A 26050-nucleotide genomic window follows, 5' to 3' on the forward strand; every position below is an offset into this window, starting at 1 on the left:
CCGATAGCTAAGGTCCCCCGACTACTCTGGGGAACATGAATTTTAACTTCCGAAGCGCGTTTTCTTCCGCGCGCACTGCGGTTGCTACCACCGCTGCGGCGCTGGCCACCACCGCCTCGCGCGCCACGGGCCGCGGCGCGGGCGGCATGATTGGCGGACTCATCGCCAATGCCATCGACCCCACCATCATGCAGAACTTGGCCAAGCAGCGCCCGGCTATCCTGGTCACCGGAACCAACGGCAAGTCCACGACCACGCGCATGCTGGCCGCCGCAGTGCGCGCCGAACACACCGTGGCCACCAACGATGGTGGCGACAACATGGATGCGGGAATCATCTCCGCACTCTTGGCCGGCAAAGATGCAAGCCATCTAGTCCTTGAGGTAGACGAGCTTCACGTTCCCCACGTCGCGGATAATCTCAACCCCACCGCGCTGGTGCTGCTGAACCTTTCCCGCGACCAGCTGGACCGCGTGGGGGAGATCAACAAGATTGAGCGCGCCTTGCGCGGCGCCGTCGAGGCCCACCCGGACATGCTCGTCATCGCCAACTGCGATGACGTCCTCATGACCTCCGTGGCCTATGACGCGAAGAATGTCATTTGGGTTTCCGCGGGTGCCGGCTGGATGGGTGAATCCGTCACTTGCCCGCGCACTGGGGGCCACATCGTGCGCGAGGGCGAGGACTGGCACGCGGTCAAGCCGCTTGCCGACGGCCGCGAATTCCGACGCCCCACCCCCACCTGGGCAGTGACGGAGGACGGGCTGGTGAGCCCGGAGGGCGTCGATAAGCTGCGCCTTTCCCTCCCAGGCCGCGCGAACCGCGGCAATGCTGCCCAAGCCGTCGCCGCCGCGGTCGAAGCTTTCGGCGTGGACCGCCACAAGGCCATTGCCGCTGCGGAAGACGTCGATGATGTGGCCGGACGCTACTCCACCATCACGCTGGGCAAGCGCACGATTCGCCTCCTCCTGGCCAAGAACCCGGCCGGCTGGCAGGAAGCGCTGTCCATGGTGGACCGAGAGGCAGATGGCTTGGTCATCGCCGCCAATGGCCACGTCGCCGACGGTATTGATATGTCCTGGCTGTGGGACGTGCGCTTCGAAGACTTCGAAGGTATTCCCGTCAAGGCAGCGGGTGAGCGCGGCACCGACCTCGCAGTGCGTTTGGTCTATGCGGATATCTCGCACGAGCTCATCGCAAACCCACTCGCCGCTATTCAATCCTGCCCGGAGGGCCGCATCGAGGTCTTGGCCAACTACACCGCCTTCCGTGATCTGAAGAAGGCCCTCACCGCCGCAGCAGCAAAGGAGCACTCGAATGACTAGCCTGCAGATTGGCCTCATCCTCCCTGACATCCTGGGTACCTACGGCGATGACGGCAACGCCCTGGTCCTGCGCCAGCGCGCCCGCATGCGCGGCCACGAGGCTGAGATCGTGCCCATCAAGCTAGGTGAGCCGGTGCCGGATTCTCTCGACGTCTACACCCTTGGCGGCGGCGAGGACACCGCGCAGATTCTAGCCGCAGAGCACCTCATCGCCGATGGCGGCCTGACCCGCGCGGCGGCCGCGAAGCGCCCGATTCTGGCGATTTGCGCAGGCCTACAGGTACTCGGCGAGTCCTTCCGTGCGTCCGGCCGCGTGGTGGATGGTGTGGGGCTCATCGACGCCACCACCGCCTCCATGACCGAGCGCGCTATCGGTGAGGTATCCACGGAACCGACCAAGGCCGGAATCACCGCTGAGCTCACCGAGCCGCTCACCGGTTTTGAGAACCACATGGGTGCAACCATCCTGGGGCCTGCCGCCCAACCGCTGGGAACGCTCACGCGCGGAACCGGCAATGCGGATACCGCCGCCATTCTGGACCTCTCCGACAGGGCCGTCCAGCGCGGTGCCGAGGGCGCGGTACAGGGCAGCGTTATCGCCACCTACATGCACGGCCCCGTCTTGGCGCGCAACCCGCAGCTGGCGGATCTGCTGCTGGCCAAGGCCATGGGAGTCGCGCTCAGCGAACTTGAGCCCTTGAACATCCCCGCCATTGACCAGCTGCGCACCGAGCGTTTTAACGCCTCGGAGCCGCCGCGCTCGCAGCGCTAGATATCAATAGAAGTAACTAACTGAACCGATTGACCACAACCTTCGGCACACGGTACCGTAGGCAACGGACGCACTAAGGTGCTCCACTTCCGAAGCTCGTGTTGTTCACACGAGCTTTCGCGTATCCAGGGGGTGTTCCTATATAGTTTGTCAACCTCGCGGGTGGATTAGCCGGGGTTATTCGGCAGGGCGAAGGCGATCCCTCGCCCACTTTTCGGCCTCTTCAGTCGCAGCGGTAGACGCGTCCAGAGCGTTCACGATGCTCCGTTGCTGGCCACCATCAAGACGATCCTACTGCTCGTTCAAGGCCGCGACGATGATCGCCTGGGCGTGCACGCTGACCCCAATCTGAGTGTTCCCGATACTGCCCAGGAGCAGCGAGCCCATATGACTACTTGTTCAAGCCGGTTAGAATCCAAGCACTACCCGGATTATCCAGAGAAAAAGTGAGAGCAACTGTCGTTGACTCCATGATTAAAGAAGACGGACTTGATGGAGAACACAGATCGAGAGCCTGTCGAGAGAACCTCACCCATTGTTCGCTGTCGCCCTTTCCTCTAAGAAAGAGGAAGTTTTCGTGATCGGAGAAGCCGTGTTCTGGAACAGGGGGATCATCAGCCATAAGTGTTTCTTTGACTGTTTGATACGGAGTATATGGGCACACGAGCGAAAACTCAGTCCACTCTGGTCCGTAGAGTTCCTCCAGTGTGATGGACTCAGTAACGGGCATTGCATGTCCCGATCGTCCTAGGGACGCGAGATGAGAAGCCAATGGGTCATCAAAACTACAAGAGGAGAGTAATAGGGAGACAATACTAGTGAACCCTATCCGCGCCATCATGCGTCTCATTAACATAAACCCCTTCTCGTGCCTATCCTAGGAAAGTGGAGATAGCAGTCCAATGCTAGCCCAGAGGGCGCACTGGTTCAGAGCAGAAGCTTCGTCGCCACTACTTGCGAAAGCAAATCCAAGAAATCGACCTTGGGCATTGTTATACAGGTCCATGCTGGTCTCATCCGCTGGCCCCTGAGCGACAGTTTCGTGGTTAGTAGCAATGCGTTCAGCTGCATCTGCACCGATTCTCATCGTCATCAGGGCATTCCACGAGCAGTGCCGAAAAACATCGCCCTTTCCATTGTGGAGTGATGTGGCGCCAGGAAACCGGTTCTGCGCTTCCATACTCGCGGTTGTGGCTGCCTGATTGGCGATGCCGCATGATACTACATCGACCAGCGCGATGCAGGACAGCATTTCAAGGCCCTGGATATATATCCGGTAGGGGTCCGACTGGGCGGTCGCAAAAGGCGCTACCTGAGGATTGATGTCAGTGACCCTGGCACGTTCAACTGCAGCAATGATTGCGCGTTGTTCATTAGCTGACAGGGATGCGAAGTAACCGTACGGGTCGGCTCGAAGTAGAAAGCCATCTTTACCAAACAGTTCAGTGCGCAGATTGGATCTTTGCCCTACTTGGAAGGATTTCAGCCTACAAATATGACCCAGATTTCAAGGATTTCGACTGGGCAATCAAGTATTTCGGAAACCGACTAGCCCATGCGAGTAGTCCCCACAGCAAGATTCGTGCCGCAGGAACAGGTCGGGACGTTTATGCGAATCATCTTGGCAGCTACCGCAGTTGTTTTTCCAAACCCGAAATCCCCATGAGTCCTACCGATATGGAAGCTCTGGCGAAAAAGTTCAACGGTTAATTCTCTATTTTCTGAAGCGCCGGTTTAAACCGTTAGGCGGCCGCTCAACGCACGCGAAAGCGTCAGCTCATCGACGAACTCAAGGTCGCCGCCCAGCGGCATGCCGGAAGCTAGGCGCGTGATTTTCAGTCCCGGGAAGTCTCGTAGCAGACGCACAAGATAAGCTGCGGTGGCCTCGCCCTCGGTGTTGGGATCGGTGGCGAGGATGACCTCGGTGATGTCCGGGGAGTCGTCGTAAAGCGGCTCCTCCGGGGTGGAGTCCGCCAGCTCTCGGTCCGGTAGCACGCCGCCGAGGCGCTGCAGTAGTTGCGAGATGTTGAGATCCTTCGGGCCCACGTTCGCCAACGGATCGAGTGCGCCGCCGAGCACGTGATAGCGGCCGTCATATTCGCCGGTGCGCTCGATAACCTGAATGTCCTTGGGCTCTTCCACCACGCAGATGGTGGAAGCATCGCGCTGCGAATTGATGCAAATACGGCAGACTTCCTCGCGGGAAATATTGCAGCAGATGCGGCAGAAAGTCACACCATCACGCACTGCTCCCAGCGCCTTCTGGAGGCGATCAATCTCCTCTGGGTCTTGATGCAGTACGTGGAAGGCGATGCGTTGCGCTGACTTCGGGCCAATACCCGGCAGGCGCGAGAACTCATCGATGAGATCCTGCAGAGGTCCTTCAAACACGCAATGCTCCCCTCACTCAACAATCCCCTAGACCGCGACGGCCGGAGACACAACTAAAGGCCGCGCCGCCCTCCGCAAGAGGGCAACAACGGCCTTTAAGTCTAACGCGCGACTTACTGGTTGCCGCCGAAGACATCCTGGATGGACGGACCATCGTAGTTCTGCTGGGACTGCCCCATGCCCTGGGACAGCGGGCCAATCTTCTCCTGGGCCAGGCGGCCAGCAGCAGCGTGAGCCTCCTTGAAGGCGCCAACGATGAGGTCCTGAAGGGTATCGATATCCTCCGGGTCGACGACGGACTTATCAATGGACACGCTCTGCAGCTCAGCGCCACCGGTCATGGTGACCTTCACCAGGCCATTGCCAGCGCTACCCTCAACGGTGGCGGCCAGGATTTCCTTCTGAGCCTTCTCCAGCTCAGCCTGGACGCGGGCGGCCTGCGCCAGGATCTCGTTCATGTCATTTGCCTGCTGCATCGGGTCGTTCTCAGTCATGCTAAAAATCCTTTCACACGGTTATTTTCACTACGGGCCAAGTGTACAGATGCCACGCTAGAGCCGCCGCGCTCCCAACTCCTGTGCGAGAAGCTCCATCGCGACTTCCGTGGCATTGCGGTGGTCCATCTCGCCGGCGTTCTGCGCGGCCTCCATCATCTCGCGTTCCTCATCCGCGCGGGTGTATTCCGGCTGCGAGGCGGGAGCTTGTTGAGGCGCAGACTGTTGCGGCGGGACAGGTGCTTGGCCTGCGCTTTCCGGCGCCCCACCCATCCCTGTCGGCGGACCGTAGTTCTCCGGTGGTGCTTCGAACTCACCCTCGTCCGGGCCCGGCTCCGGCGGCAGCGGAACGCCGTTGCCAAACTTGGGAACCTTGGAAAACTCTTCATCCCGCTGGGCTGCTACTTGGCTCGCTTGCGCGATGCGTGATCGCCATTGGCTGCCACGGGCCTCCCTCTTTGGGGGCACTGCTGCCCCGCGCGGGGCAGCTTCCGGTCGCGTGCCCGCCTCCTCGCGCGCACCGTGCTGAGACTGGGGCTGATCCGCCGTCATTTCAGACGACGGCCCCTGCTGCCCGATCCGACGCGGCGCGCCCCACGGGTCATCGCTAGCGTCGCCGCGTTCCTTCGCCTCGGGCTCGCTGGTCTTGTCGACCTCATCAGATTCTGTTGCGGCTGCGGAAGCTGGCGCAGTTTCGGAAGAGTGCGAATCAGTAGCGTTGTCCTGAGTCTCCGGACTCTCTGCCTCCTCGTCGGGCTCGGCGGCCTCACGTGGCGGTTGGTTGGGGTTCCACTGGGTACGTTGAACTGGCTCAGTCACCGTGAACCCGTGGGCCTTCGGGTCGGTGCCGATGACACACGTGACCTTCAGGGTGCGGTTGAGCTCCTCCTGAAGGACGGTCACGATGACCTCGTTGGTGCCTGGAGAATTGATGCGTTCCGCCAGCGCACCGGTGGTGTGCCCAAGAACCAGGGTGTCATCACGCACGCCGAGGACACGGGCTTCGGCAAGCATGATTTCAGCGACCTTGTTGCGACGGCCAATGGTGGCGCGCAGGTCCGACCACCGCCCGCGAATCTCCGCGGCTGGGTCGTGCGGCTGCTCAGGCTCAGGATGCTGTTCTTGAGCCTGTTCTTGTTGTTCCGTCTGCTCCTGTTGCTGCTGTTCCTGTTGCTGGCGCTCCGGCGGCTCTTGGCGCTGTTTAGCCTGGTCTGGCTGCGGCTCAGGCTGCGCCTCCGGCTGTGCAGGACGCTCTGGCACTTGGGGCTGCGAGTCCTCGGGGGCTGGGGGCTGCTGCACCTGCTGGACTGCTTCCTGAGCCTTGTCGGCCTGCTGCGGTTGCTGCAGTGGTTGCTGTTGCTGGGCCTCTTGCTTTGCTGCTTGACGGCTGCGGCGCTGCGCGATGATCGCCGCAGCGGCGGCCGCGGGATCCTGGGCGCTGGCGACCACAGATTGCTGGCGCTGTGCAGGCGCGGTGGGCTGCCCTGCGGGTGCCGAAGGCTGCGCTCCCGCACCTTGCGGGGCAGCGGTGGGTAGCTGACCGGCCGCTGCCGCTGCGGGGGCGGCACCAACGATGAGGTGCGCACACAAAATTTCTAGAAGTAGCCGTGGGGACGTCGCTCCCCGCAGGGAGGACACGCGCTCGTTGACGGTTTCCGCCAGGTAGGCCAGCTGCGGGCCAGAGAAGCGCTGCGCCTGGGCAGTCAGTACTTCCCCGCGGTCAGTCGGAGCCGAGACCAAACCTTCCTCCAACGCGGATGGCACGGCCTGCAAGATCATCAAATCCCGCAAACGATCCAAGAGGTCAATAGCAAAACGACGGGGATCGTGGCCGGCTTCAATGACATCGTCGACAAGCCGGAAAAGCCCCGCTTTATCCTGGCTAGCCAGAGCCTCAATCGTGTTATCCAGCAAGCCCTCGTCCGTGACACCCAGAAGCGGACGGGCCACATCGTAGGTCAAGCCATCGGGCCCCGCGCCCGCCAACAGCTGGTCCAAGATGGATAACGTGTCACGCGGTGACCCGCCGCCGGCCTGGATGACCATGGGGTACACGGTGTCATCCACGTGGACGTTCTCCGAGGCCACGGTGCGCTCCAGCAGCCCCTTCATCGCCGGCGGGGTCAGCAGGCGGAAGGGGTAGTGGTGGGTACGCGAACGGATGGTGCCGATGATCTTCTCCGGCTCCGTCGTGGCGAAGATGAAGATGACGTGCTCCGGTGGTTCCTCGACAACCTTGAGCAAGGCATTCGCACCGGAGGCAGAAATCATGTGAGCCTCATCGATGATGAAGATGCGGTAGCGCGACTCTGCCGGCGCGTAGTAGGCGCGATCACGCAACTCGCGCATATCCTCCACACCGTTGTGGGAGGCGGCGTCGAGCTCCGTGACATCGAGGTTGCCCGGGCCGCCAGGGGCCAGCGAGACGCAGGAATCGCACACCCCGCACGGCGTAGAGGTGGGGCCCTGTTCGCAGTTCAGCGAGCGGGCCATGATGCGCGCAGACGACGTCTTTCCGCAGCCACGCGGGCCGGAAAAGAGGTAGGCATGGTTAATGCGCCCCGCATCAAGGGCGGCGGACAACGGCGTGGTGACCTGCTCTTGGCCTACCACTTCCGCGAACGTTGCTGGACGATATTTCCGGTAAAGAGCCACGGTTAGTCAGTCTAGCGTCTCGCCCCGACACGTCACTCCGAGCGCTGCCAATCCAGTAGATCGATGCCTTGCTCCGCCACCGCCTGCTGCAGCGCCGGCACGCCTTCCTCGACGGCGTAGGCGTACTCGGCGTCGCTCAGCATCAGCAGTTGGCAGACCAGTGTCAGGCGGTCCTCCTCCGCCACCTGCGGGGTCTGGCCACCCCACAGGTACGGAGCGATGAGCATGCCATGACGCACGCTCACGTGGGCGAAGCGCTCGTCCCCTTCAGCAAAAAGTTTGGGCAGGAGCAAACCCGGCTGCGCGGGCAGCAAGCCTGCGGACTCTGTGAGCAATGCCGCTGCCGCACTCACTGCAGCAGCCGCTTCAGCCTGGTTGGTGCGGGCGACGGTGAGGAGCTCGCAGCGCACATCGATCCCCTGCTCGGCGTGCGCCAAGCCGGTATCGACGTCGGCGAAGCCACAAGTGACCGCAAGGGACTGCTCACCCTCCAGCGAAGCTAAGCCCAAGCGCTGCCCCTCGACATTCTTAAACGCCAGTTCAGCGGGAATAATCTGGTCGAGCCAGTAGGCCGTCTCGTCAGAGTTGATTGCCTTATGCCCCCAGCTTCTCCAGTGCGGCGAGCAGCACACAGGTGGCCACGCCATCCATTGCTGCCTCAACCTCTTCCTGCGGCGGCAGGGACGGGGCCAAGCGAATGTTGTGGTCCTTCTCGTCCTTGCCGTAGGGGAAGGCCGAGCCAGCCTTGGTCAGGAGAATGCCGGCATCGCGGGCCAGCTCCCACACGCGGGTCGCGGTGCCCTCCAGCACGTTCAGGGAGATGAAGTAGCCACCCTCCGGGTGGGTCCAATCAGCGATTTCGTGATGGGTGAGGTTCTTATCCAGGATGCGCAGAACCGCTTCGAACTTTGGCGCCAGCAGCGCAGCGTGGCGGCGCATAACCGCACGCACGCCCTCGGCGGACCCAAAGAACTCGTAGTGTGCCAGCTGGTTAATCTTGTTCGGGCCAATGCCGCGGATTCCGGCATGTTCCAGGTACCACTTCAGGTTGTCCGCGGAGGATCCGAAGAAGCTCACGCCGGAGCCAGCGAAGGTGATCTTCGACGACGAGGACATAGCCCAGAAGCGGTCCGGGTTACCTTCCTGCTCTGCAATCTCCAGAATCGGCAGAACCTCCGGGAAGTCCTCGGTCAGCGTGTGCACGGCATAAGCGTTATCCCACACGATGCGGAAGTCCGGTGCACCGGTCTCCATCGCTGCAAGGCGGCGAGTCTTCTCTTCAGAGATGACAGCGCCCGAAGGGTTGGAGAACATCGGCACAACCCACATGCCCTTGACCTGCGGGTCCTTGGCCAGCTCCTCTACCGCCTCGATGTCCGGGCCGTCTTCTTCCATCGGCACCGAAATCAGCTCGAAGCCGAAGGATTCCGTGATGGCGAAGTGGCGGTCATATCCCGGGGTGGGGCAGATCCACTTGATGGTCTCTTCCTTGGACCACGGCTTCTCAGAGCTGTTGGTGCCGAAGGTGTAGGCCCACAGGATGAGGTCATACATGATGTTGAGGGAGGAAGAATCCGCCGCGATGAGGAGCTCCGGATCCATGTTGGTGAGCTTGCCCCACAGTTCACGCAGCTCCTTGATGCCCTTCTGGTTACCGTAGTTACGCAGGTCATTGCCTGCGGCATCGGTGTAGTGGCCGCGGCCCGGCAGGACGAGCAGATCATTGGACAGATCAAGCTGAGCCTTAGACGGCTTTCCTCGGGTCAAGTCAAGTTCCAACCCCTCAGCCTTGAGGGCCTCGTAGTCCTTGCGCACCTGCGCGGCAAGCTCAGTAAGCTCGGACTTTTCAAGATTAAGAAGAGACATCCGTCTTCCTTCCGGGACGTAGTGCGGACATATGGCAACCATACTAACGCCCCGTTACATCCCCCGCGTTAAAGCACACAAAATAAAAGGGGACCCCGCGCACCCGCCAGAGCCTCCTGACCCTTGCTGCATTCCTGCCCTGGGGGAGTTCAGAGGATGGACGCCACGCGGAATCCTGCGGTCTAGCCTAGCGTGCCTTGCTTGTCGACGCCAAACCGCTCCCCCACCGCCCGGCTCCCGCTCCGCTTCCAAGCGCACTTCTTACCTCGCGCCCCTAAATCCTCAAGTTCTTCGCGCTGACCTGGCGATTTTGCTTCATTAGGGGGCTCATGTAATGTTTCTCAGCGGAGGATTCGACTAGCGGCCTATGTCACACGCCTGGAACGCGTGCGGGAGTCACATCCCTCAGGGGTTCAAATCCCCTATCCTCCGCCACTGGGAAATCCCGGGCTTCACAGCATCACGCTAAGAGGTCCGGGATTTCTCGCATTTAGCACTGCAGACCCTTAACCCTTAAGCCGCCCGGGCAAAAGGAACCAAAGTAGGGGAACCATTTGCGGGACCCCAAACGGAAAACCCCAGGTGATTACATGTGATTCTTCGCATAAGGTGTCAGTACTTTGGTTTCTTTGCAGCCCGTCTGCCAGCCGTGCCATCCAACCCAAACGCTGTTAATCGAACTCGGGAGCCTCGTAGCCGTCTTCCTTGAGCCACTCCACGTGTGGCGGGGTGTTCATGCCCCACTCGGTGCGGGCAAGCAGGAAGGCCTCTTTCACCTCGGCCTCGCCATAGCCGCCATCGCGCAGGTACTGGCGGAAACCGTTGGGCCCAGGTTCTTTGATCCAGAGCCACACGTAGTCATCCAGTGTGCTATCCCCCAGGATGTCTTCCATGCCCGCCGGCAGCAGCTCACGCCCGGCGCGCACGCGCTCCTCCAAGTCCTCTTCGAAGAAGTCATAGAGGTAGTCCAGACCGTCTTCCAGATGGGCGTACTCAAAGGCTTCCATGCTGCTCCGTTCTACACCGTTCCATCCCAGACAAAGGGCTCCCGTGAAAGCTTATCGGGGATAAAGCGTTCGAGGAGGTCCGCGGCGGTGTTAATCCCTTCGGTGTCATATCCCAGCGAGCGGGCGAGTAGGCGAAGCACATCGCCCATCTCCCGCCCTGGCTCCGCGAGTAACTGGCGGAGAGTTACTGCCCCATCGCGCTTGGACAGGCGGACGTTGTCCGAATTCAGCACGAGCGGGACATGAACGAACTCCGGCTCCGGATAGCCCAGCTTGTGCGCCAGGTAGGCCTGACGCGGGGCGGAAGACAGCAAGTCATCGCCGCGCACGATCTGATCGACGCCTTGGAAGGCATCGTCGACGACAACCGCCAAGTTATAGGCCCAGTCCATACCCTGGCTCGGATCCGCCGGGGGCTGGCCGCCACGGCGCAAGATGAAGTCATCCACCTCCCCGGTGTACTCGCCGGCGAAGGCGTCATGGATGGTGAAGGAGGAGACGTCAGCACGCAAGCGTATGGCGGGCACGCGGTTCTGGGCGGCGAGCTCGGCGCGTTTGGCCTTGCGCTCGGCGTCACTGAGATCGCGGCACGTTCCCGGATACTGCCCAGGAATAGCATGCGGCGCACGGGAAGCTTCCTGGATATCTTTGCGCGAGCAGTAACACTCAAAGGTAGGAAGCTGCGCCAGCGCCGCCTCATAAGCCGCATAGCGATCCTGCTGGTAGATGACTTCCCCGTCCCAGTCCAGGCCGAGCGCGGCAAGGTCCTCCAACTGGCGTTGTGCCGACTCCCGGGAGGAGCGCTGCGTGTCAATGTCTTCCACGCGAACAAGGAAGCGGCGCCCACTGCTTCGGGCGTAGAGCCAAGCCAGCAACGCCGTGCGCAGGTTACCCAGATGCAGATCTCCGGACGGGCTCGGGGCATAGCGCCCAGCGGGGCTGAGAAAATCCATGGCAACCAGTCTACGAGGAGTCCCGCGCGCGTCGGGGTCCTCTACTAGAATCTCCCCCATGGCTTCTGATGCGACGTATCCCCTGCTTGATTCTGCCGACGCCGAGAAGATGCTCGCCTTCGCGCGGGCCCAGGCGCCGGGGGTTTCTCTCCCCACCGATGAATCCGCCCACATTGATGAGCAGATCAACCGAGTACTCGCAGATGACAGGTTCTTGGGCAGCGTGGAGGACGCCGTCCCCGCCGCCCAGTACCTAGAAGCCCGCGAAACCCTTCGCGTGGCTGCCGGCACCATCGAGAACATCGACGATTCTCTCACCATTGCCTCACTGGGCGCGCTGACCGGACAGCCTGCGCTCGTGGCTACCGGCTATATCCGCGTGGCCCGCGCATGGCTGGATAACAACAACACTGAAGCGGCAGAGAAATTCGCAGCCAAGGCCGCTGCAGCTGGCGACGACACGGCGTTGAATGAAATTGCCGCAGCGCGCACCGTGGCCAGCCAAAAAGACTTCTCTGAATCCGCCCCCACCAGCGCGGAGGTGTCCTCCGGCTCCGCCAGCAACACCTCAAGCACCGACAGCAATGTATCACTGGCCGTGCTCCAAGAGCGCCTAGAATCTGCCAAAAGCGGTGAAGCGAGTGCAGTGAAAGGACACGCTGCTGAATTCGTGGCTATCAACGACGCCGTCACTGGAGGAGATTTCGACGGCGCAGGGGCCACGATGGGTGACATCCTCCGCACCATCCTCGAGTCCGCCGTGGGCGCGCTGTGGGCATCTAATTCTGCCGCCGACTGCGAGCGCGTGGCTACGCAATCTTTCACCATCCTCTCCAACGCACGGGCGGACGAGGAGTACCAGCAGCTCCCCGCAGTGATGCTAGCCCGCTTCTATAGCGATGCTGCACAGCACTCTTCTTCAGACTTAGAGCAGCGCGTGGCCTGCTTTGCCGCTGCTGCCCGCGAGTTCCAACGCTGCGGAGACCTCGATGGCGAGCTCCATGCTTTGCTCAAGACCGTGGCCCTCGATGTTCGCCACAGCGATCCAGAGGAGGCCTATGACATCTTGGCCTCGCGCTACGTGGATTCGCTCAAGCTCCAGAGCCTTCCCGTATCCGCCAAGTGGACCGTCCTGTATTCCGAAAGCCTCCGCTTGCAGGCGCAGGACATGTTTAAATCCACCCAGGTTTTGCTCGATTTCTTGGACCGGCATTCTGTCGCCGAAGCCACGACGCCGTCGGAGCAAAACGCCATGGCGGAGGTCGCCGAACTTTTAGGTGATCGCTACTCTTCCGCCGACGCAACAGACCGCGCGCGCAAGATGTACCACCTTGCGTTCAACCTCTTTGCCAAGGCCAATAATGTGCGCGCTCTCGAGGAGCTGCGCAAGAAGGCCTAAGCCCCGCGGTGCACGGGGCCTAGGCTTGTCACGCTTGGCCGCCGAACCACTGCCGGTTCGCAGGCAGCCACAGCAGCACAATGACCACCGCCGATGCGATGGACGCGGGCATGACCGAACTCGCCGGAATGAGCAGCACCACGATGGCGCTGATAACGGTCAGCGCAATCCGCGCGGACTGCTGCGCGTGCAGCACATAGGTGGTGAGGGCACACACCAAGAGAACCAGTACGGCAAGTAACACGCCGAGCTCAGTGGAGAGCTGGTCCGTGCGGCTTACCGCCGCCGGGCTGTTTTCAAAGGCGATGAGCCGGCAGATGTTGTATACCGCGTAGCTCGTGATGAAGACCTCCAGTACCGCTGCAATCTTCAACGGCCACGGTGCCCATTGCGCCTTCATATCGGCGGCACGGCGGGTCTGACGGACAGAATCGGTGACTGCACCGTAGCGATAGTCCGGTGCGGGCGCGGCAGGCGAGCCTGTCGGCGGGGTTCCTGGGGGTTGTGGGCTACCGAAAGTCATGACACATCCTGCGCAAAGACGCCGCGTTGGCTCAGCAACCAACGAATGGGATCCAGAACGCGGTAGGGCGCAATGCCGCTGCGGGCTAGCTGGCGGCCCGTCGGGGCCTCACCCAACGCGGAGACCACGAAGAAGCTACCGCCGCGCGGAGCTGCCGAATAGATCTTGTTGATGAGGTCATTAGCACCCAAGAAGCGCAACAGCGATTCGGCTTCAAGGTGGACCATCCAGCGGTCCGAATCGCGGAAGTTCCACCCGGTATCCCGGCGGAAAGCGGAGCCGCGGTTGGCCATGAGTTTCTTCCAACGCACGTCATCCACCTGCTCAAGTTTCTGCACCGTGTCGAACTTCGAGATGGTCACGGCCAGTGGCGGCGGGGTATCCGTATCGAGCAGCGCCAGCAGGTTGTCCAGAACCCGCAGGGAATCCGCACCGAGCTCACCAATATTGGGAATCAGACCGTGGATAAAGTCCTGAATTTGCTGCACACGCAGCGGGTCAAAGAGGAAAATCACCAAATCCGCGTGGGAGAAGAAAGCGAGGTTCTCGCGGTCGGCTTCGTTCTCTGGCGGGTTCTCCAAGTCTTCGCCCGCCACGTCGCGGAAGACCAAGTAATTCATGCGCTCGTGTCCCTGTTCATCAGGCCACTTACCGAGCTCAAAAATCAGTGGGTCGCGCTGGTAGGCGTCGGTAGCCACCGCACTTGGCGTGGGGTCCATGGCACGCATCTCCTCAAAGAGCGGCTTCTCATAAACCTCGGCGTAGCGCTCGCGCGTGGATTCATCCGCCGCTTGGACGGAGCGGTTGTGCTTGTGCGCCAGCTGCTTGAGCTGCTTGATCATCACCGCGGTGTAGAGCGACTTACCGGAGTTACGCGCGCCGGCCATGGCCACGCAATGTGTCACGGCGTCGGTCCATCCCTGCGGCAGCTCCCGGTTGGTGTATGGGCTTACCGTCACACCATCCTCGAGCGGTTTAAAGGTCCACGGGCAACGTGCCTGGCGCATTAGTTCCTCTCTTTCAGCATGGCAGTGACGCGGTCAGTCAATTCCGAAAGCTCCGTGTTCGCGCCGGATTCGAGCTGCTTGACGACGTCCCCGTCGATCACCGCGTACGCCACATGAGCCGGGGTTCCGTTGATTCGCGCGAGCTCCAGCTCCTGGCGTCCGATAGCGCTCGTGATGAGCACGACGGTGGGCACCTGGGTTTCCAGCATGGAAGTCACGGGAGAATCGGTGACGTAGATGACCAGCGAGGACGTGGAGGTGAGAGTCGGCAAGCGCCACGGCCGCTGACCTACACGCTCCGCTCCACTATCAATGACGTCCGCGATGAAACGGGTCAGCTCATCCACCTTATGGGTCTCGATGCTGTCCTGCCCATCAGTGGCGCGGAAGTGCCGGAAGGCATCCGAGAGCGCATCGATATATTTGGCGGTCGCCTCGACGATCTTCGGTGTGACATTGATCTGCATGGAGGCGGAACCATCGACGACCACGGTGACATTATCAAGGCCTGCGACATCCAGCTCCGCGCGACGCATCTTGGAGCGCACCTCGCGGGCGGAATCGGTGATTCCGGCGCCTTCGGTCGTGCCGAATGCTTCTAAGTGGTAGCTGCCGGATTCCGGGGTGACCTCGGCGAGGCGTTCGGCGGAGTCCTCGGCGGCGTCGATAAGCACGCGCGGGAACGTCACCGAATCACTCGAGTTGCTCACCGTCAGGCGGACCTCGCTGCGCAGGCCGAAGGTCCCATTCCGCTTCGGACGCACGACGATGGTGGCGCGCTCGGGCAGGGAGTGCACCATGATGGAGAGGTCGTGGACGCGCACGGCATCAACGCCTTCTCCCAAAATCGCCAGCTCCATGGAGGCGCCGCCGGTTCCCATCTCGAAGGCTTCGACGCGCAGGATGCCGTCTGAGCCGATGCGGCGGGACTCTCCGTCCCGCAGTGTGTATTTAGCCATGACGCTTATTTCCTTCTCTTACCTTCCGTGGAATCCCATGTTTCGACCGTGCTCACCGAGAGCTGCTCCCCGGTGTTGCCATGCTGTGTTCGGTTCAAAATGCGATGGGCCCGGTCGTTGCTGCATGGGAGCTGAGCGCTCCGCCAGCAACTGTGTCGTGCCATCTAGCAACATGGCGACGCGCCCCGTGGCATAGCGCTCGCAATGATCCAGTGCGATGATTCCGGCGAAGTGCGTAGCGGTGAGGTATCCGATGTGCTCGAGCTCGCGGTCCTCCCAGGGCTGCAGGGCATCCTCTGCTAGGAGGTTGAAATCCCGCGGGAAGTAGAAAACCCAGGAGGCAACAATCGCGGACATCAACAGCTTGTCCAACCCCTCACCCAACGAGTTTTTATCGAGGTAGGCCAGCTGGATGGAGCGACCACGGTGGGTATCAAGGTGCTCGATCCACCAGCGCGGATCGAATTCCTTGAGCCTATGCCACTCCTCGGCGCTGAGCCCAGGAACGTTGGCGTTGCCGCCCGACGCCGTTGCCGGCGCGGTGTCTGCACCAGCTGACGGCGCGGCCTCCGCCTTCGTGGCAAAAGGGTTCTCCTGCGCCGTGTTCGGCTCAGGCGCATCGAGGGGATTTGGCGGAGTACCCGCGGGTCCATGGCCCGGGAGCGCAAAAGGTGAGGAGTCTGCGATAGGTGCTCCGAAATCAGCTGGGTCCTGACCCCAAGAATCGTCAAAGCTCTGCGCGTCTCGCTGTGCAGGTTCGCTACCCGTTGCAGCGTTCTCCTCTGCTATGGGTGTCGAAACAGTGCGCTGCTCGGCCTGCTCTTGCTGTGGCTCCGGAGCCGCAGACTCAGCTTCTTCCGCGGCATTTTCTGCATAGGAGCTGACGTCTGGCAGGGCCTCATCGAGGGCGAACACGACCGGATTGCCGGGGATCGCCGTCTCCGCGAGACGCTGCTTCTCGCTCGGCGGCACCACGAGCATGGTGGAGGTGCTCAGCGGGAACTCATTGATGGCGGCGGCTTTTTCAAAAGTGGAGAAGCCGAAACCATCCTCCCCCACCTCGCGGGCGGTGGCAGCAATCCACAGCGCTGCCTGGTTATCAGGGGCCACGAGGATGACCAGGCCGTTGCGGGAATTCAACACTGTGGCCATGGCAGAAACCAGCGCACGGTTGAAGCTCGGATTCGGGTTCGGGGCTACCGCCTTGAACGGTGCGGGAAGCTTCTCTGGGTAGCGGAATTCGCCATCCAAAAACTCTTCCAACAACACGTCCGAGTGCAACGGTCCGCGCGCTGAGATCTTTTCCGGAATCTGCACCTTATCCACCTCGTAGATGGAAAAAGGTGCTGGGATGTCAGGAGAAAACAGGACCGTCGCCGGTGCCGGCGGGGTTCCCGTGCGCGAAATCGAGGTGTAGGTAAAGACGTTGCCGCCGCGGCCGGTCGCATCCAGGCCCGCGGGGACGGATACCATGGTGACCCACTTTTCCGCCTCAGGGGTGAGCGCAAAGACCGCAGTACGGCGAACCAGTTCCGCGCGCTGCTGGGCAGAGGGGAAATCCGGGATCGTCGTGCCGTTGTTGAGAGAGGTCGGCACGAAGGACACGAGCTCAGCCAACTCTTCTTGGGTGATATCACCGGCCTTCTGGCCTACACCCCAGCCACCGGCGCGGCCATTGGCACGGGAAAATGATGCATAGCTAAAGGCGCCGCCCATAACTACTGGCCTCCTTGAAAGTACTGATCCTGCGAATAATCCTGCCCGTAGTTCTGCTGGTCGTAGTTCTGCTGCTCATACTGCGCCTCATAGTTCGGAGCCTGATTCTGCACGGGTGGGTACAGCCCCAGTCGGTAGGACACATCGCCTTCTACCACCACAGCTTTATCTGATGCGCTCAGCGTCGAGGAAGCATCGCTGTAGCTTTCCGAGAAACCACTGAAGGCATCATCACCACCGAAGCTGTCGAACGAGGTATCAACCTGGCTATCAAAGCCCTCGACGGCGAACAGGCGGATGAAGCCGCCGCGCTGAATGCGCTCGCCTAATGCCACCGTGAAATCTGGGTGCTGCCCGCGCATCGGGCCCAAGCCATGAGCCACGTGCGTGGTGCTCTGCAGATTGGTCTCCACAATGCCGAGCGCCTCGCCGTCTTCGGGGAAAAGCGGCAGGCGGTCAGCTCGGTAGACCACCTGGCAGGAGAACTGGCGCTTATCGCCGTTGCCCAAGCTCCAGAGGAACACCCTGGCTTGGCCTTGGGAGGAATCGACCTCAAAGTCATAGGTCACTGGGCGCAGACCTTCGTACTGGATCACGCGCTCATTGCCCTCGGTGCGCTTGCCTGCGAAGACCGCATAAGGCTTCAGCCGCACGGTATCACCGTGCTGATCGAGGTGCAGGCGGATGCCTCCCTGGAGGTCGTAGTCCTCTTCGCGGATCTGATCGTGCTCGCGGTTGGTGGAGTACTCCACCGCCGTTGCACCCTTCGGCCAATCGAAGGTAATGAGCTGGCTGTCCACGCGCTCAATGAGCCGGAACTGGTCATCCTCAATGGACTGCACGCGCTGCAGCACCTTGGATTCACCTACCCAGGCATCAGCATCGTTGAAGTTCACTGGGGTGATGTAAACCTCGTACCAATCTGGCGGCCACGGCACCGTGGTGGTTTGGAAGGAGCCCGGTTCGGACACACCGCGGGTCTCACTGATAGCACTCGACAGTGCGCTTTCGACGTAGGTCTTCGGCACTGCGGACGTGCGCAGGTCCGCCTGCGGGGCGGTGGGCGTGAGATAAATCTTTACCTCGCCGGTCTTGGGCGAGTACCAATCCACCTCGATGGTGTCCTGTCCGTATTCGCTGCGGCGCTCGCAACGGGAGAGCTCCAGCTTCTCCAGCTCGCTGGCGAGCTTCACGGAGCGCTGGACTGCGACTTCGTCTTGGCTTTGCTCAGTAGCGCCGTGGAACTCCGCCTGGCCCAGCAAGGAGATGACGACGGTCTGTCCGGTCTCTTGCACCGGAATAGTCGCCTTGCGCCCGCTGCTGTCCACGTCTTGTTCGAAGCGCGGGGACAGCTTTTCCTTCTCGCTATCGCGGCAGGCATAAACCATGGCGCTCGAGTGCCCCGGCAGCAGGTCCCAAGACACCTGAATGGCGCCCTTGATGGTGGACACCTGAACGTTCACCGGCGGGAAGACCACGCCCGTGTCTCCCATGAATACCGGCTGGCTGTTGACAAGCTCACGAAGGTCGCGGCCCTTATAAGCCCATACCGCGTAGTGGCGCAAGCCTGTCTCGCCCGGCTCGTGTTCACGGTAGGCGGTTCCCTTCGTGTAGACGAGGGTGTCACCGGCATCCGGGGACGCCACCATCTCTGCGTCATCGGCGACGACTCGGTAGAACACCACCTCATCCGGCGCGTGCTCGAGCTCCGGCCACCACAGGCGCACCGGATGGCGCTGATCGGAATCCTCCGGCTCCGGTTCTGGCTCTATGCCGTAGCCAGGCTCTTCTTGAGATTCCTGCTCCAGCGCCGCCTCTTGCGGCACCTCGACTTCAAACTCGATGCCGGGGGCTTCCCAGTTCGGGTCCTGGCGAAACTGGTACTCCGCCTTAATCCCGAAACCAGGGATGGTGATGTAGTCCTCTTCGTTAACCTGAGTCTTTTGCTCTTCCTCTGCCTGCAGTGCCTCCCACTCGGCGAAGAAATCGTGCGGCTGTGCCGCTGCTTGCGCCGGTTGGGGTTGAGCCGCGGAACCTGTCTGCGCTACACCGGCGGCTGCAGCGGCACGCTGTGCTTGCTCGCGTTGGCGGGCCTGCGCTTCAGCCTGTGCGGCGCGCTCGCGTTCTGCGCACTCCTGTGCCGCGCGTTCTTGCGCGGCACGTTCTTGCGCTGCCCTCTCTTGTGCCGCGCGCTCCTGCGCAGCACGTTCCTGGTCCACCGCAGCATTGCGCGCCTGCGCGCTCAGCTCCGGGTGCTCGACCGCTTCGCCGTTATACGCGGCGGCAATCTGCTCGGCGAACTGCCTAAACGGCGCTGATACAGCTGCACGCACATCATCGGCGTTTACGCGCTTGAGCTGGTGCAGGGACTTAAGCTCACTCAGCGGCACATCCGCAATCGAAGGTTTCTGATTGTGTGTCATCAACGTTCCTTAAGAAGGTCTCGTCAGAAAGTTTCGTCGAGGTCTGAGAGGTCCGGCGCTTCCGGCCGGCCAAACGACGGCTGCGCAGTCGGGCTTTCGCTATTGCTCTGCCCCGGCGACTTGAAGCCCATGTGGTCCATGTCATCCAGATCATCCAAGGAGAAGTCCGAGGAATCCTTAAAGGACGGAGCACCAGACGCCGCATCCGGGATCAGGTACTTGAAATCAGTGATCCTTCCGTACTGCACCACGGTCACAGAACGTGAGAGCTGACTGGTCAGTGCGGTCTGGCTGTCCACCTCCACGATGCGGGTGCGCGAGCCGTCGATTTCGGTATATCCTTCAGCGCCGCCCGCATTGGTCAGCGCATTGGGGCTAAAGGCCTGAAGAGCACCCTTTTCCTGGTTCATGCCGTCGAGGAACTCGGCGGTGCTCTGAACGCGGCTGCCGCCTTCCTCGCGGAAGGTCACGCGACTGAGGTATTGCTGCAAGCTGCGGGCCATGCGTGGATCCGTAATGACCTTCTGCCATTCCTGTTGCTTGAGGTCGCGGTCCTGCATATAAGGGTGGTCAAGGCTGCGCGATAGGTTATCTAACGCAGTGCTGGAGCCGAGGCCAGCCATGCCCCACATCTCATTGAGCGCCACGGCCGAGTGGCCAGTGCGGTTGCGCTCAAAGGTGTCATTCATGTCATCGAGGAGGGACTTGAGCGAGCGGTGTGCCCACTCCGTCTGGAAAATGTGGGAGCGGATTTCATCCGTCATGCGCACGGCATCATCGCGGTTGAGCACGGCCTGAGCAATGCGAGCGTTCTCCGGAAGGCCCGACTGCGGCGTCCGCAGGTGATCGCTCGACGTCTCCTTGCGCCCAAAGGGCGCGTAGATAGCGCGGCCCAGCAATGCCGACCAGCTCAGGAACTGGTTATAGGCATTAGAGATACGCGAGATTTCGGCCGAGGCCGTCGCCAGATTCTGCGCGGCGATCTCTTGGTTGCGGTTCAACAGCTTGCGGCGCTGCACGTAGTCAAAGATCTCACGCTGAGCCTTGGTAAAGACCGCCCAAGAACACACAAGGAAAAGAAGAACAGCCAGGATGATGCCCACGACGTACCACGGCCAGTCGAACCACTGCAGGTACTCACCCAACGGCAAGTCCGGGTTGTAGCGGCCGGCCACCATGTAGGTCATCAGAGCAAGCACTACGAAGAACACAATCCACATCGTGCGCAGCTTTCGGGTCAGCGCTTTGTTCTCCGCGTTGAAGTCACGCGCTTGGAAGCTGTTGGCCAACTCTTGCAGTTCACGTGCCTTGGCGTGTGCGTCGCGGTACTTCTGCTGGGCGTGCCCCAGCTTCTCCCACAGGCCCTGGCCCACCTTCCACGCGAAGGTGGTGCTGTTCTTTGCTCGCCACGAAGCAAACTCGTGCTTCTTGCGGCTGACAGCTTCATTGCGGGTCTGCTGGCTGGTGTACTCAATATCGGCGGCGAAGCGCTCGGCACCCACCGGATCGAAAGGCGCGACGGTTGCTTGGGACTCGTGCGTATAGCCCAGAGTGCTGGTCATGAGCGGATGGAAGCCCTCGAAAGAAGCGCTGACATCCTGCACGGACTGGCCACCGTATTGCACGATGTACATGTTGCCCTGGTTATTGCGCAGCCCCTTGGTGTCGATGCTGTCGCGCCAGGATCCATCGACAAGCCCCAGCGCATAATCGTGATAGGCCTCCCACGTGCGCGAGAGTTGCGGCTCCTGGCCCAAGGAGAACTGCTGCTCGCGGGCAACTCGCATGGTGTGCTCACTGGCTTGGCGCAGCTCGTCGACGCTCGTCGCACCGCTGCCCTTACCGGAGTGCCCGGCCAAGACGACCTCCACGCTGGAGTCCGCACCGTAGAGCATCTTCTGCAGGAAGGTAGCCGCGTTCTTGTTCATTGCACCGCGCTGGCCCTCGACCCAATCCTGCGGCTTGCCCACCACGGTGGACCAGTACAAACGCAGGTTATCCTTCAACGCCGCCCAGCCGCTGACTTTGTGGGACTGCAGCTCCTCATAAGCGGTCGGAGCGCTCACCAACGGGGAAATCTCCTGGTTGATGAACATCTGGGCGCACTGATCCGTCAGCTGCTCCGGATTGGCGTAGTGCACGGCGCGAGAAATGTTATTGACCTGCGGCTGCGGTAGGCGCTGGCCGGGATCGAAGACGGCCTTCCTGACCTTGTCCTCAATATCACCGGCATCGATGGTGCGGTGGAAGGCACGCACCAAACGGAAGCGCTGCCGGTCACCGGTCTCGATGACGCGATGCGTATCCGGGTCCAGCACTGCCGGCTCGGGCATGCCGCGCCACAAACCGAAGATGCTGGCTACGGCTGGGGCTGCAAACTGTGCAAGCTCGAAACCGTTGGCAGTGCGCTTGATGGGGCGAATACGCGAGGAGGCCGGGGTTCCACCCTCCTCTGGGGAGAGCACGAGGTTACTCCAGCCCTGCAGCGGAACGATGTCCACGCTCTCACGCGGCAGGGCGGAGAGCAGCAAACGCACGCGCAGGTTGGAGGCTTGAATCAGGCGCTGATCGACGGCCCCGACCCACTCCGTGAGCTTGGCGACGTCCTGCGGTTGCTGAGCATCCATCGGGTCAATGGTGGCGAGGAGGACGTCCCCGCTGAAGCTGCGGAGGGCATCGTCGAGCGTCGACAAGCGCGCCGTGCCCTCCTCCGTGAAGGAGCGCACAACGGCCCCGTTGGTGGGGTGGGCATAGTCAATCCAGAGGAAGTCCTGCAGGAGGCCAACCGCACGCAAATCGCTAAGGCGCGAGCGGATATCATCCGCCGTGGCGCCGTGTCCGAAAAAGATTACGTTCGTCATTAGAAGGTGTCATCCAGGTCGTTGAGGTTGAATTCCGGTGCGACGTCCTGGCCAAAGCCGGAATCGGAGCTACGCACCTGCGGGGCAGGCTGGGCGACGGGATTCTCCGCCACAGTCTTGGCCTGGTTCAGGTAATTGCGGATAACCGGAACTACCTCGATGACGTCCAGCGCCAAGTCACGGTAGTACGGCGTATGCGATGCGACCTCGCGGGAGCGTACCTCCGCAAAGGGCTTTTCCTTCCGTCCCTGTCCCGGCAAGGAATTGGTGTGGCCCGGCACGAAGTGGTCCGCACCGCGGGTGAACTTATCCAGCTCCTCCACGAAGGATTCGTAGCGGTCCTGGATGGAGGTACCCATGACTCCGCGGTTCGGAGCTTCACCGGATGCCAAGAACTGCGCGAGGCGGTGAACCACCGGGTGCGTGGATGCACCGGAATGGGCGAAGTCCAGGCCGTCGTCGAAAAGCCCGCGCAACAGCTGGTATGGGTAGAGCGAGGAAGCGAATCCGTAGCGCCCGGTTTCCTGCACCTTCGCGTAGGCGATGAAGATGGACTCCAGAACCGAAGGCATCCAGTCGGACTTCTTGATCATGCGGCGCGGCGAGATAAGCAGCGGATCCGGGAAATCAACCCAGCCGTTCACGCCACCATCCGTGTCATCGAAAATGTGGGCTGCCGCATTGGCTGCATCGGCGTTGGAAATGTAGACGCGGCCGGTAATGCGTCCGATGATCCAGCCCGCCACCATGGCCTGACGCTCCGTCTTCGTCAGCGGCAGGGCTGCCGGCAGCGGACGGGTGCGGCGCTCCGACCACCAGGAACCATCGAAATTGTCCTGCTTCTCGATGTCCTTGGCGATGTAGTTGAACATCGAAGAGAAGACGATCGGCGAGTAGTTGGGGTAGGAACCGAAGATCTCGATGTGCTGAACGTGATCCGACATGTTTAGCGAGTTGCGCAGAGCCACCGTGGAAGGCCCGTCAATCTCCGGGCGGCTGAGCACCGACTCCAGCTGGGAGGCAATGCCAGTTTCTGCGGAGCCAAGCTCCGCAAATGGGATATCGGAGAAGGAGTAGGTGTACTGCACGGACTTGCCGTGGATGCGCTGAACCATGTCGTCGTTAACAGCAGCCAACGGGCGGGCATAGCTCAGGGCCAGCTGGAAAGCCTCGATGAAGCGGCGCTGGCGCTCAGCGTGCTCGACCTCGTTGATGTCCGGGGTAAGAGTGAGGTAGCGGCGCAGATCCACCGAGTTGAACTTCTGGAACTCATAATCACGGCGGTTAATCCACTGGCGCGAGCGCTCCAGCAGATCAGTCGGGCGGATCTTAGCGTGGTAGTGCGCGCGCTGCGATTCGCGGGACTCACCACTTTGCGGATGGCGCGAGAGGTACTTGGACACCCAACCAGCACGGTTGGAGTAGGCATCGTTGGTACGCTTCTGCGGGGCCAGGGTGTCATTCGGCGCCTGGGCCGCATCGAGCGACTCCCATTCACCGCGGATGACCGCACGCACCGCAAAGGGATAAGCCTGCTCGTAGTTGGTGACATCCGAGGTGGACTGCTGGCCCTGGATGGTACGCAGCATCTGGTCCCGGTAGTCTGAGATGAAGGTGTTGACATCAGTCAGCATGATCTCGTTCTCGGCACCCTTGAAGCGGGTTTCCACGACCTCATCGAGCTCTGTTGGCCACGAGTTGACCTCGTCTGTGCGGACGTCGGCCAACTTGTTGGTCTCCGGGCGCTTTGACACGGCCTTCTCCAACACCGCGTGGGCATCCCCCAGCTCGCGCTTAAGGTGGAAGAGGTTCTCATCGGCATAGTCCTGCAGGACATCCTTGAGCAGGTGCGCAATGGCCATAAGGGCGTAGCTGTAGAACTGGTTGAAGTACAGACCCATCAGAGCATTAACCGTAGGAGTCGGGTCCGTCATCTGGCCCTTGCCAGTCAGCGGGCTGAGGATTGGATCCGCGCCTTCCGGCTTCGCCAACACGCGGGTGTTCTGGTAGTAGCCAGAGTACTCAGACAGGCACGGCAGGAGACGGTCAGAGTTGGTGAGCACATCCGTGATCTTGGAGAGCATCTCGCGCACATAGGGCACGCCCACCGCAGCCAGCTCCGACTCCACGGTGGCGAGGACACCATCGCTGAAGAAGTTGGCGTAGCGGTAAACAATGTCATACGCAGCATTGTTCAGAACCGATGCGATGGCCTGCTCATTGCGGGGATCGGCCATGTTGCCCTCAAACTCTTCGCGCCATTCGTTGACGTTGCGGCCCTGGCCCACCGGAATGAAGTTCTGCAGGTGCTTCGCGGCGCTGTCCGCGGCTTGCTGGGCTTGGCCACCGAACACACTGTTGAGCCAGTTCCAGACGCTACCGCTATCGATCTGTCCGCCCTGTGCCCAGGAAGGATCAAGCGTCATAGAGCTAAAGGCGCTAGGCAGGCGCTCCTCCAACTTCTTCGCAATCTGCATCTCGCCGGCCTCGGGGTTCTGCGGATCGAGGTGGCCGTTGAAGAGGCGCTCGAAGGCGCTGCGGGCAAGGCGCTGGGAAGAGTATTCGGCAAAGCGGTCACGGCCCATCGAAACCTGGGCATAACCCAGCGAACCCCAGGGCAGGCGCCCCCACGGCGTGCCGTCCGGGCGATCCCAACCGAAGAAACGGCGGCCGCCATCACCGGCCGGGGTGTTAGTCAGCGCGTAGGACACGAGGTTATCGCTGGCCTTGGTGGAAGCCATCAGCCCCGCCAACGCGCGGCCCAAGCCGCGGTAGATGGACATGGCGGAACCATCGCCGAAGCGAGCGCTGGTGGTGCCCATCTTGGAACCAATGGGGAAAATACGGCCGAAGGTCTGCCCCTCCGGCGGGGTTCCCATGTCGAAGGCCTCAAAGATAGCGCGGTCGTGATCATACGCATTACCCATCTGTGCGGCGACAACCTCACCGAACATAGCCAGCGAGTTCGGCCACGCGCCGGCCATGTCATCCGCCTTGTTATCGGCGAAGATTTCCGGGGTGTACATGAAGATGAGGGTGCCCTGCGGGTTCACGTTCGGAATAGTGGTGAGTACACGGCACACATCCAAGAACATCGAGGCGCCCGCGCCACCTGCCATGGAGGAGACAACGAGGACAACCGGCTGGGAATCACCGGTATCGGTGTCCAGCTTGGTCTGCTTGTAGTTGAGGCGGTTGAGCTCCTGGATTGCCTCCTGCGTGAACATCTCATCCACCGCTTCCTTGAGCGACTGGCGGATCTTCTTGAGATTCGGCAGGGTCAGCATACGGCCAATCGCGCGGTACTGGCCGGCGCCATCAGCCAGCTTCACGTCATTGGTAGAGGGGTTGCGGGTGGCCCACGTTGCGATCTCACCGAGCTTGCCGGCACGGCCCAGGATGCTGGACACGCCCTCATCGAAGGTGTTGTAGTTCTGGCGAGCACCAATGCCCACGTAGTGGCCGCCATTCTGGGTAACATTCGGCAGCTTCTGCGGGCCCGCTTCCTCCTCGAGCGGCACGTCGATGTTGACGAACTGCCAGGCCTTGGGCAGCTCGGTCATGTCCGGGTCGATGTTTCGCAGCTCGGCCTTGAGCTGGTCCATCATGAACGCCAGCGTCTTGGCGCCGGAGCCACCGCAACCGACGACGAGGAACTTCTTCATCTTTAACTACCTTTCGAAGGGGAGGTTCGCTTCT

The 26050-nt window shown here is 61.5% G+C and carries 19 protein-coding genes, 1 tRNA gene and 1 other RNA gene; 4 read left to right on the forward strand and 17 right to left on the reverse strand.

Features of this window, described 5'->3' with window-relative positions; translation table 11 throughout:
* Positions 1–35 precede the first annotated feature (35 nt).
* Positions 36–1325, forward strand: a complete 1290-nt coding sequence (locus HMPREF2781_RS08675) for a Mur ligase family protein (protein ID WP_070645424.1) — start codon at positions 36–38, stop codon at positions 1323–1325.
* Positions 1318–2097, forward strand: coding sequence for a type 1 glutamine amidotransferase (locus HMPREF2781_RS08680; RefSeq protein ID WP_070645426.1), 780 nt, complete (start codon positions 1318–1320; stop codon positions 2095–2097). The genes HMPREF2781_RS08675 and HMPREF2781_RS08680 overlap by 8 nt, the downstream gene beginning before the upstream one ends.
* Before the next feature lie 391 nt (positions 2098–2488).
* Here the strand turns inward: HMPREF2781_RS08680 and HMPREF2781_RS12645 are convergent, their stop codons facing one another.
* The 8 genes from HMPREF2781_RS12645 to ffs all read right to left on the reverse strand — a co-directional run bounded on the left by HMPREF2781_RS12645 (position 2489) and on the right by ffs (position 9683).
* Positions 2489–2719 carry a hypothetical protein gene (locus tag HMPREF2781_RS12645; protein ID WP_210386024.1) on the reverse strand — a complete coding sequence of 77 codons (231 nt, stop codon included), beginning with the start codon at positions 2717–2719 and terminating at the stop codon, positions 2489–2491.
* Positions 2720–2974: 255 nt separating this feature from the next.
* Positions 2975–3349 (reverse strand): DUF6973 domain-containing protein, encoded by a 375-nt coding sequence (locus HMPREF2781_RS12815; RefSeq protein WP_371325732.1) that lies wholly within the window; start codon positions 3347–3349, stop codon positions 2975–2977.
* Positions 3350–3831: 482 nt separating this feature from the next.
* A complete protein-coding gene (gene recR, locus HMPREF2781_RS08685) occupies positions 3832–4488 on the reverse strand; it encodes a recombination mediator RecR (protein WP_010190001.1) in 657 nt (218 codons plus the stop codon).
* A 113-nt stretch (positions 4489–4601) separates the two neighbouring features.
* The gene (locus HMPREF2781_RS08690) at positions 4602–4982 is read right to left on the reverse strand and encodes a YbaB/EbfC family nucleoid-associated protein (RefSeq protein ID WP_010190004.1); all 381 of its coding nucleotides are present in this window, start codon (positions 4980–4982) and stop codon (positions 4602–4604) included.
* A 57-nt stretch (positions 4983–5039) separates the two neighbouring features.
* Positions 5040–7637 (reverse strand): DNA polymerase III subunit gamma and tau, encoded by a 2598-nt coding sequence (locus HMPREF2781_RS08695; RefSeq protein WP_083308551.1) that lies wholly within the window; start codon positions 7635–7637, stop codon positions 5040–5042.
* A gap of 32 nt (positions 7638–7669) precedes the next feature.
* Entirely contained in the window at positions 7670–8284 is a 615-nt protein-coding gene (locus HMPREF2781_RS08700; RefSeq protein WP_246815703.1) for a suppressor of fused domain protein, read from the reverse strand.
* The gene (locus tag HMPREF2781_RS08705; protein ID WP_010190010.1) at positions 8232–9503 is read right to left on the reverse strand and encodes an aspartate aminotransferase type Ic; all 1272 of its coding nucleotides are present in this window, start codon (positions 9501–9503) and stop codon (positions 8232–8234) included. The genes HMPREF2781_RS08700 and HMPREF2781_RS08705 overlap by 53 nt, the downstream gene beginning before the upstream one ends.
* Positions 9504–9584: 81 nt before the next feature.
* An RNA gene (ffs, locus tag HMPREF2781_RS08710) (signal recognition particle sRNA small type) lies at positions 9585–9683 on the reverse strand.
* A gap of 166 nt (positions 9684–9849) precedes the next feature.
* Here ffs and HMPREF2781_RS08715 point away from each other — a divergent pair.
* A tRNA-Ser gene (locus HMPREF2781_RS08715) sits at positions 9850–9938 on the forward strand.
* 236 nt (positions 9939–10174) lie between these two features.
* On the opposite strand, the gene HMPREF2781_RS08720 is transcribed toward HMPREF2781_RS08715, so the two are convergent.
* Together HMPREF2781_RS08720 and gluQRS are read right to left on the reverse strand one after the other, a co-directional pair.
* Complete coding sequence (locus HMPREF2781_RS08720) at positions 10175–10510, reverse strand: hypothetical protein (RefSeq protein ID WP_070444250.1); 336 nt, start codon at positions 10508–10510, stop codon at positions 10175–10177.
* An 11-nt stretch (positions 10511–10521) separates the two neighbouring features.
* Positions 10522–11463, reverse strand: a complete 942-nt coding sequence (gene gluQRS / locus HMPREF2781_RS08725; RefSeq protein WP_070645430.1) for a tRNA glutamyl-Q(34) synthetase GluQRS — start codon at positions 11461–11463, stop codon at positions 10522–10524.
* A gap of 58 nt (positions 11464–11521) precedes the next feature.
* Here gluQRS and HMPREF2781_RS08730 point away from each other — a divergent pair, with 58 nt between their 5' ends.
* Positions 11522–12862: a hypothetical protein gene (locus HMPREF2781_RS08730; protein ID WP_070645431.1), complete on the forward strand. Its 1341-nt coding sequence runs from the start codon at positions 11522–11524 to the stop codon at positions 12860–12862.
* Between the two features lie 28 nt (positions 12863–12890).
* Here the strand turns inward: HMPREF2781_RS08730 and HMPREF2781_RS08735 are convergent, their stop codons facing one another.
* Genes HMPREF2781_RS08735 through HMPREF2781_RS08765 form a run of 7 tightly spaced genes read right to left on the reverse strand, consistent with a single transcriptional unit; the run spans position 12891 to position 26016 of the window.
* On the reverse strand, positions 12891–13385 hold the full coding sequence (locus tag HMPREF2781_RS08735; protein ID WP_010188427.1) for a hypothetical protein: 495 nt from the start codon (positions 13383–13385) through the stop codon (positions 12891–12893).
* Positions 13382–14392: a TRAFAC clade GTPase domain-containing protein gene (locus HMPREF2781_RS08740; protein WP_070645433.1), complete on the reverse strand. Its 1011-nt coding sequence runs from the start codon at positions 14390–14392 to the stop codon at positions 13382–13384. Before HMPREF2781_RS08740 ends, HMPREF2781_RS08735 begins: the two co-directional genes overlap by 4 nt.
* Complete coding sequence (locus HMPREF2781_RS08745) at positions 14392–15351, reverse strand: hypothetical protein (RefSeq protein ID WP_010188425.1); 960 nt, start codon at positions 15349–15351, stop codon at positions 14392–14394. The genes HMPREF2781_RS08740 and HMPREF2781_RS08745 overlap by 1 nt, the downstream gene beginning before the upstream one ends.
* Positions 15352–15369: 18 nt before the next feature.
* On the reverse strand, positions 15370–17067 hold the full coding sequence (locus HMPREF2781_RS08750) for a GAP1-N2 domain-containing protein (RefSeq protein WP_070524552.1): 1698 nt from the start codon (positions 17065–17067) through the stop codon (positions 15370–15372).
* Between the two features lie 2 nt (positions 17068–17069).
* Entirely contained in the window at positions 17070–19490 is a 2421-nt protein-coding gene (locus tag HMPREF2781_RS08755; RefSeq protein ID WP_070645435.1) for a SaeA-related protein, read from the reverse strand.
* Positions 19491–19513: 23 nt separating this feature from the next.
* Entirely contained in the window at positions 19514–22351 is a 2838-nt protein-coding gene (locus HMPREF2781_RS08760; RefSeq protein WP_070645437.1) for an AAA family ATPase, read from the reverse strand.
* Positions 22351–26016, reverse strand: a complete 3666-nt coding sequence (locus HMPREF2781_RS08765) for a tubulin-like doman-containing protein (protein WP_070645443.1) — start codon at positions 26014–26016, stop codon at positions 22351–22353. The genes HMPREF2781_RS08760 and HMPREF2781_RS08765 overlap by 1 nt, the downstream gene beginning before the upstream one ends.
* Positions 26017–26050 lie beyond the last annotated feature (34 nt).

It is taken from the genome of Corynebacterium sp. HMSC062A03, from assembly GCF_001811145.1.
In the GTDB taxonomy this organism is placed as follows: Bacteria; Actinomycetota; Actinomycetes; order Mycobacteriales; family Mycobacteriaceae; genus Corynebacterium; species Corynebacterium aurimucosum.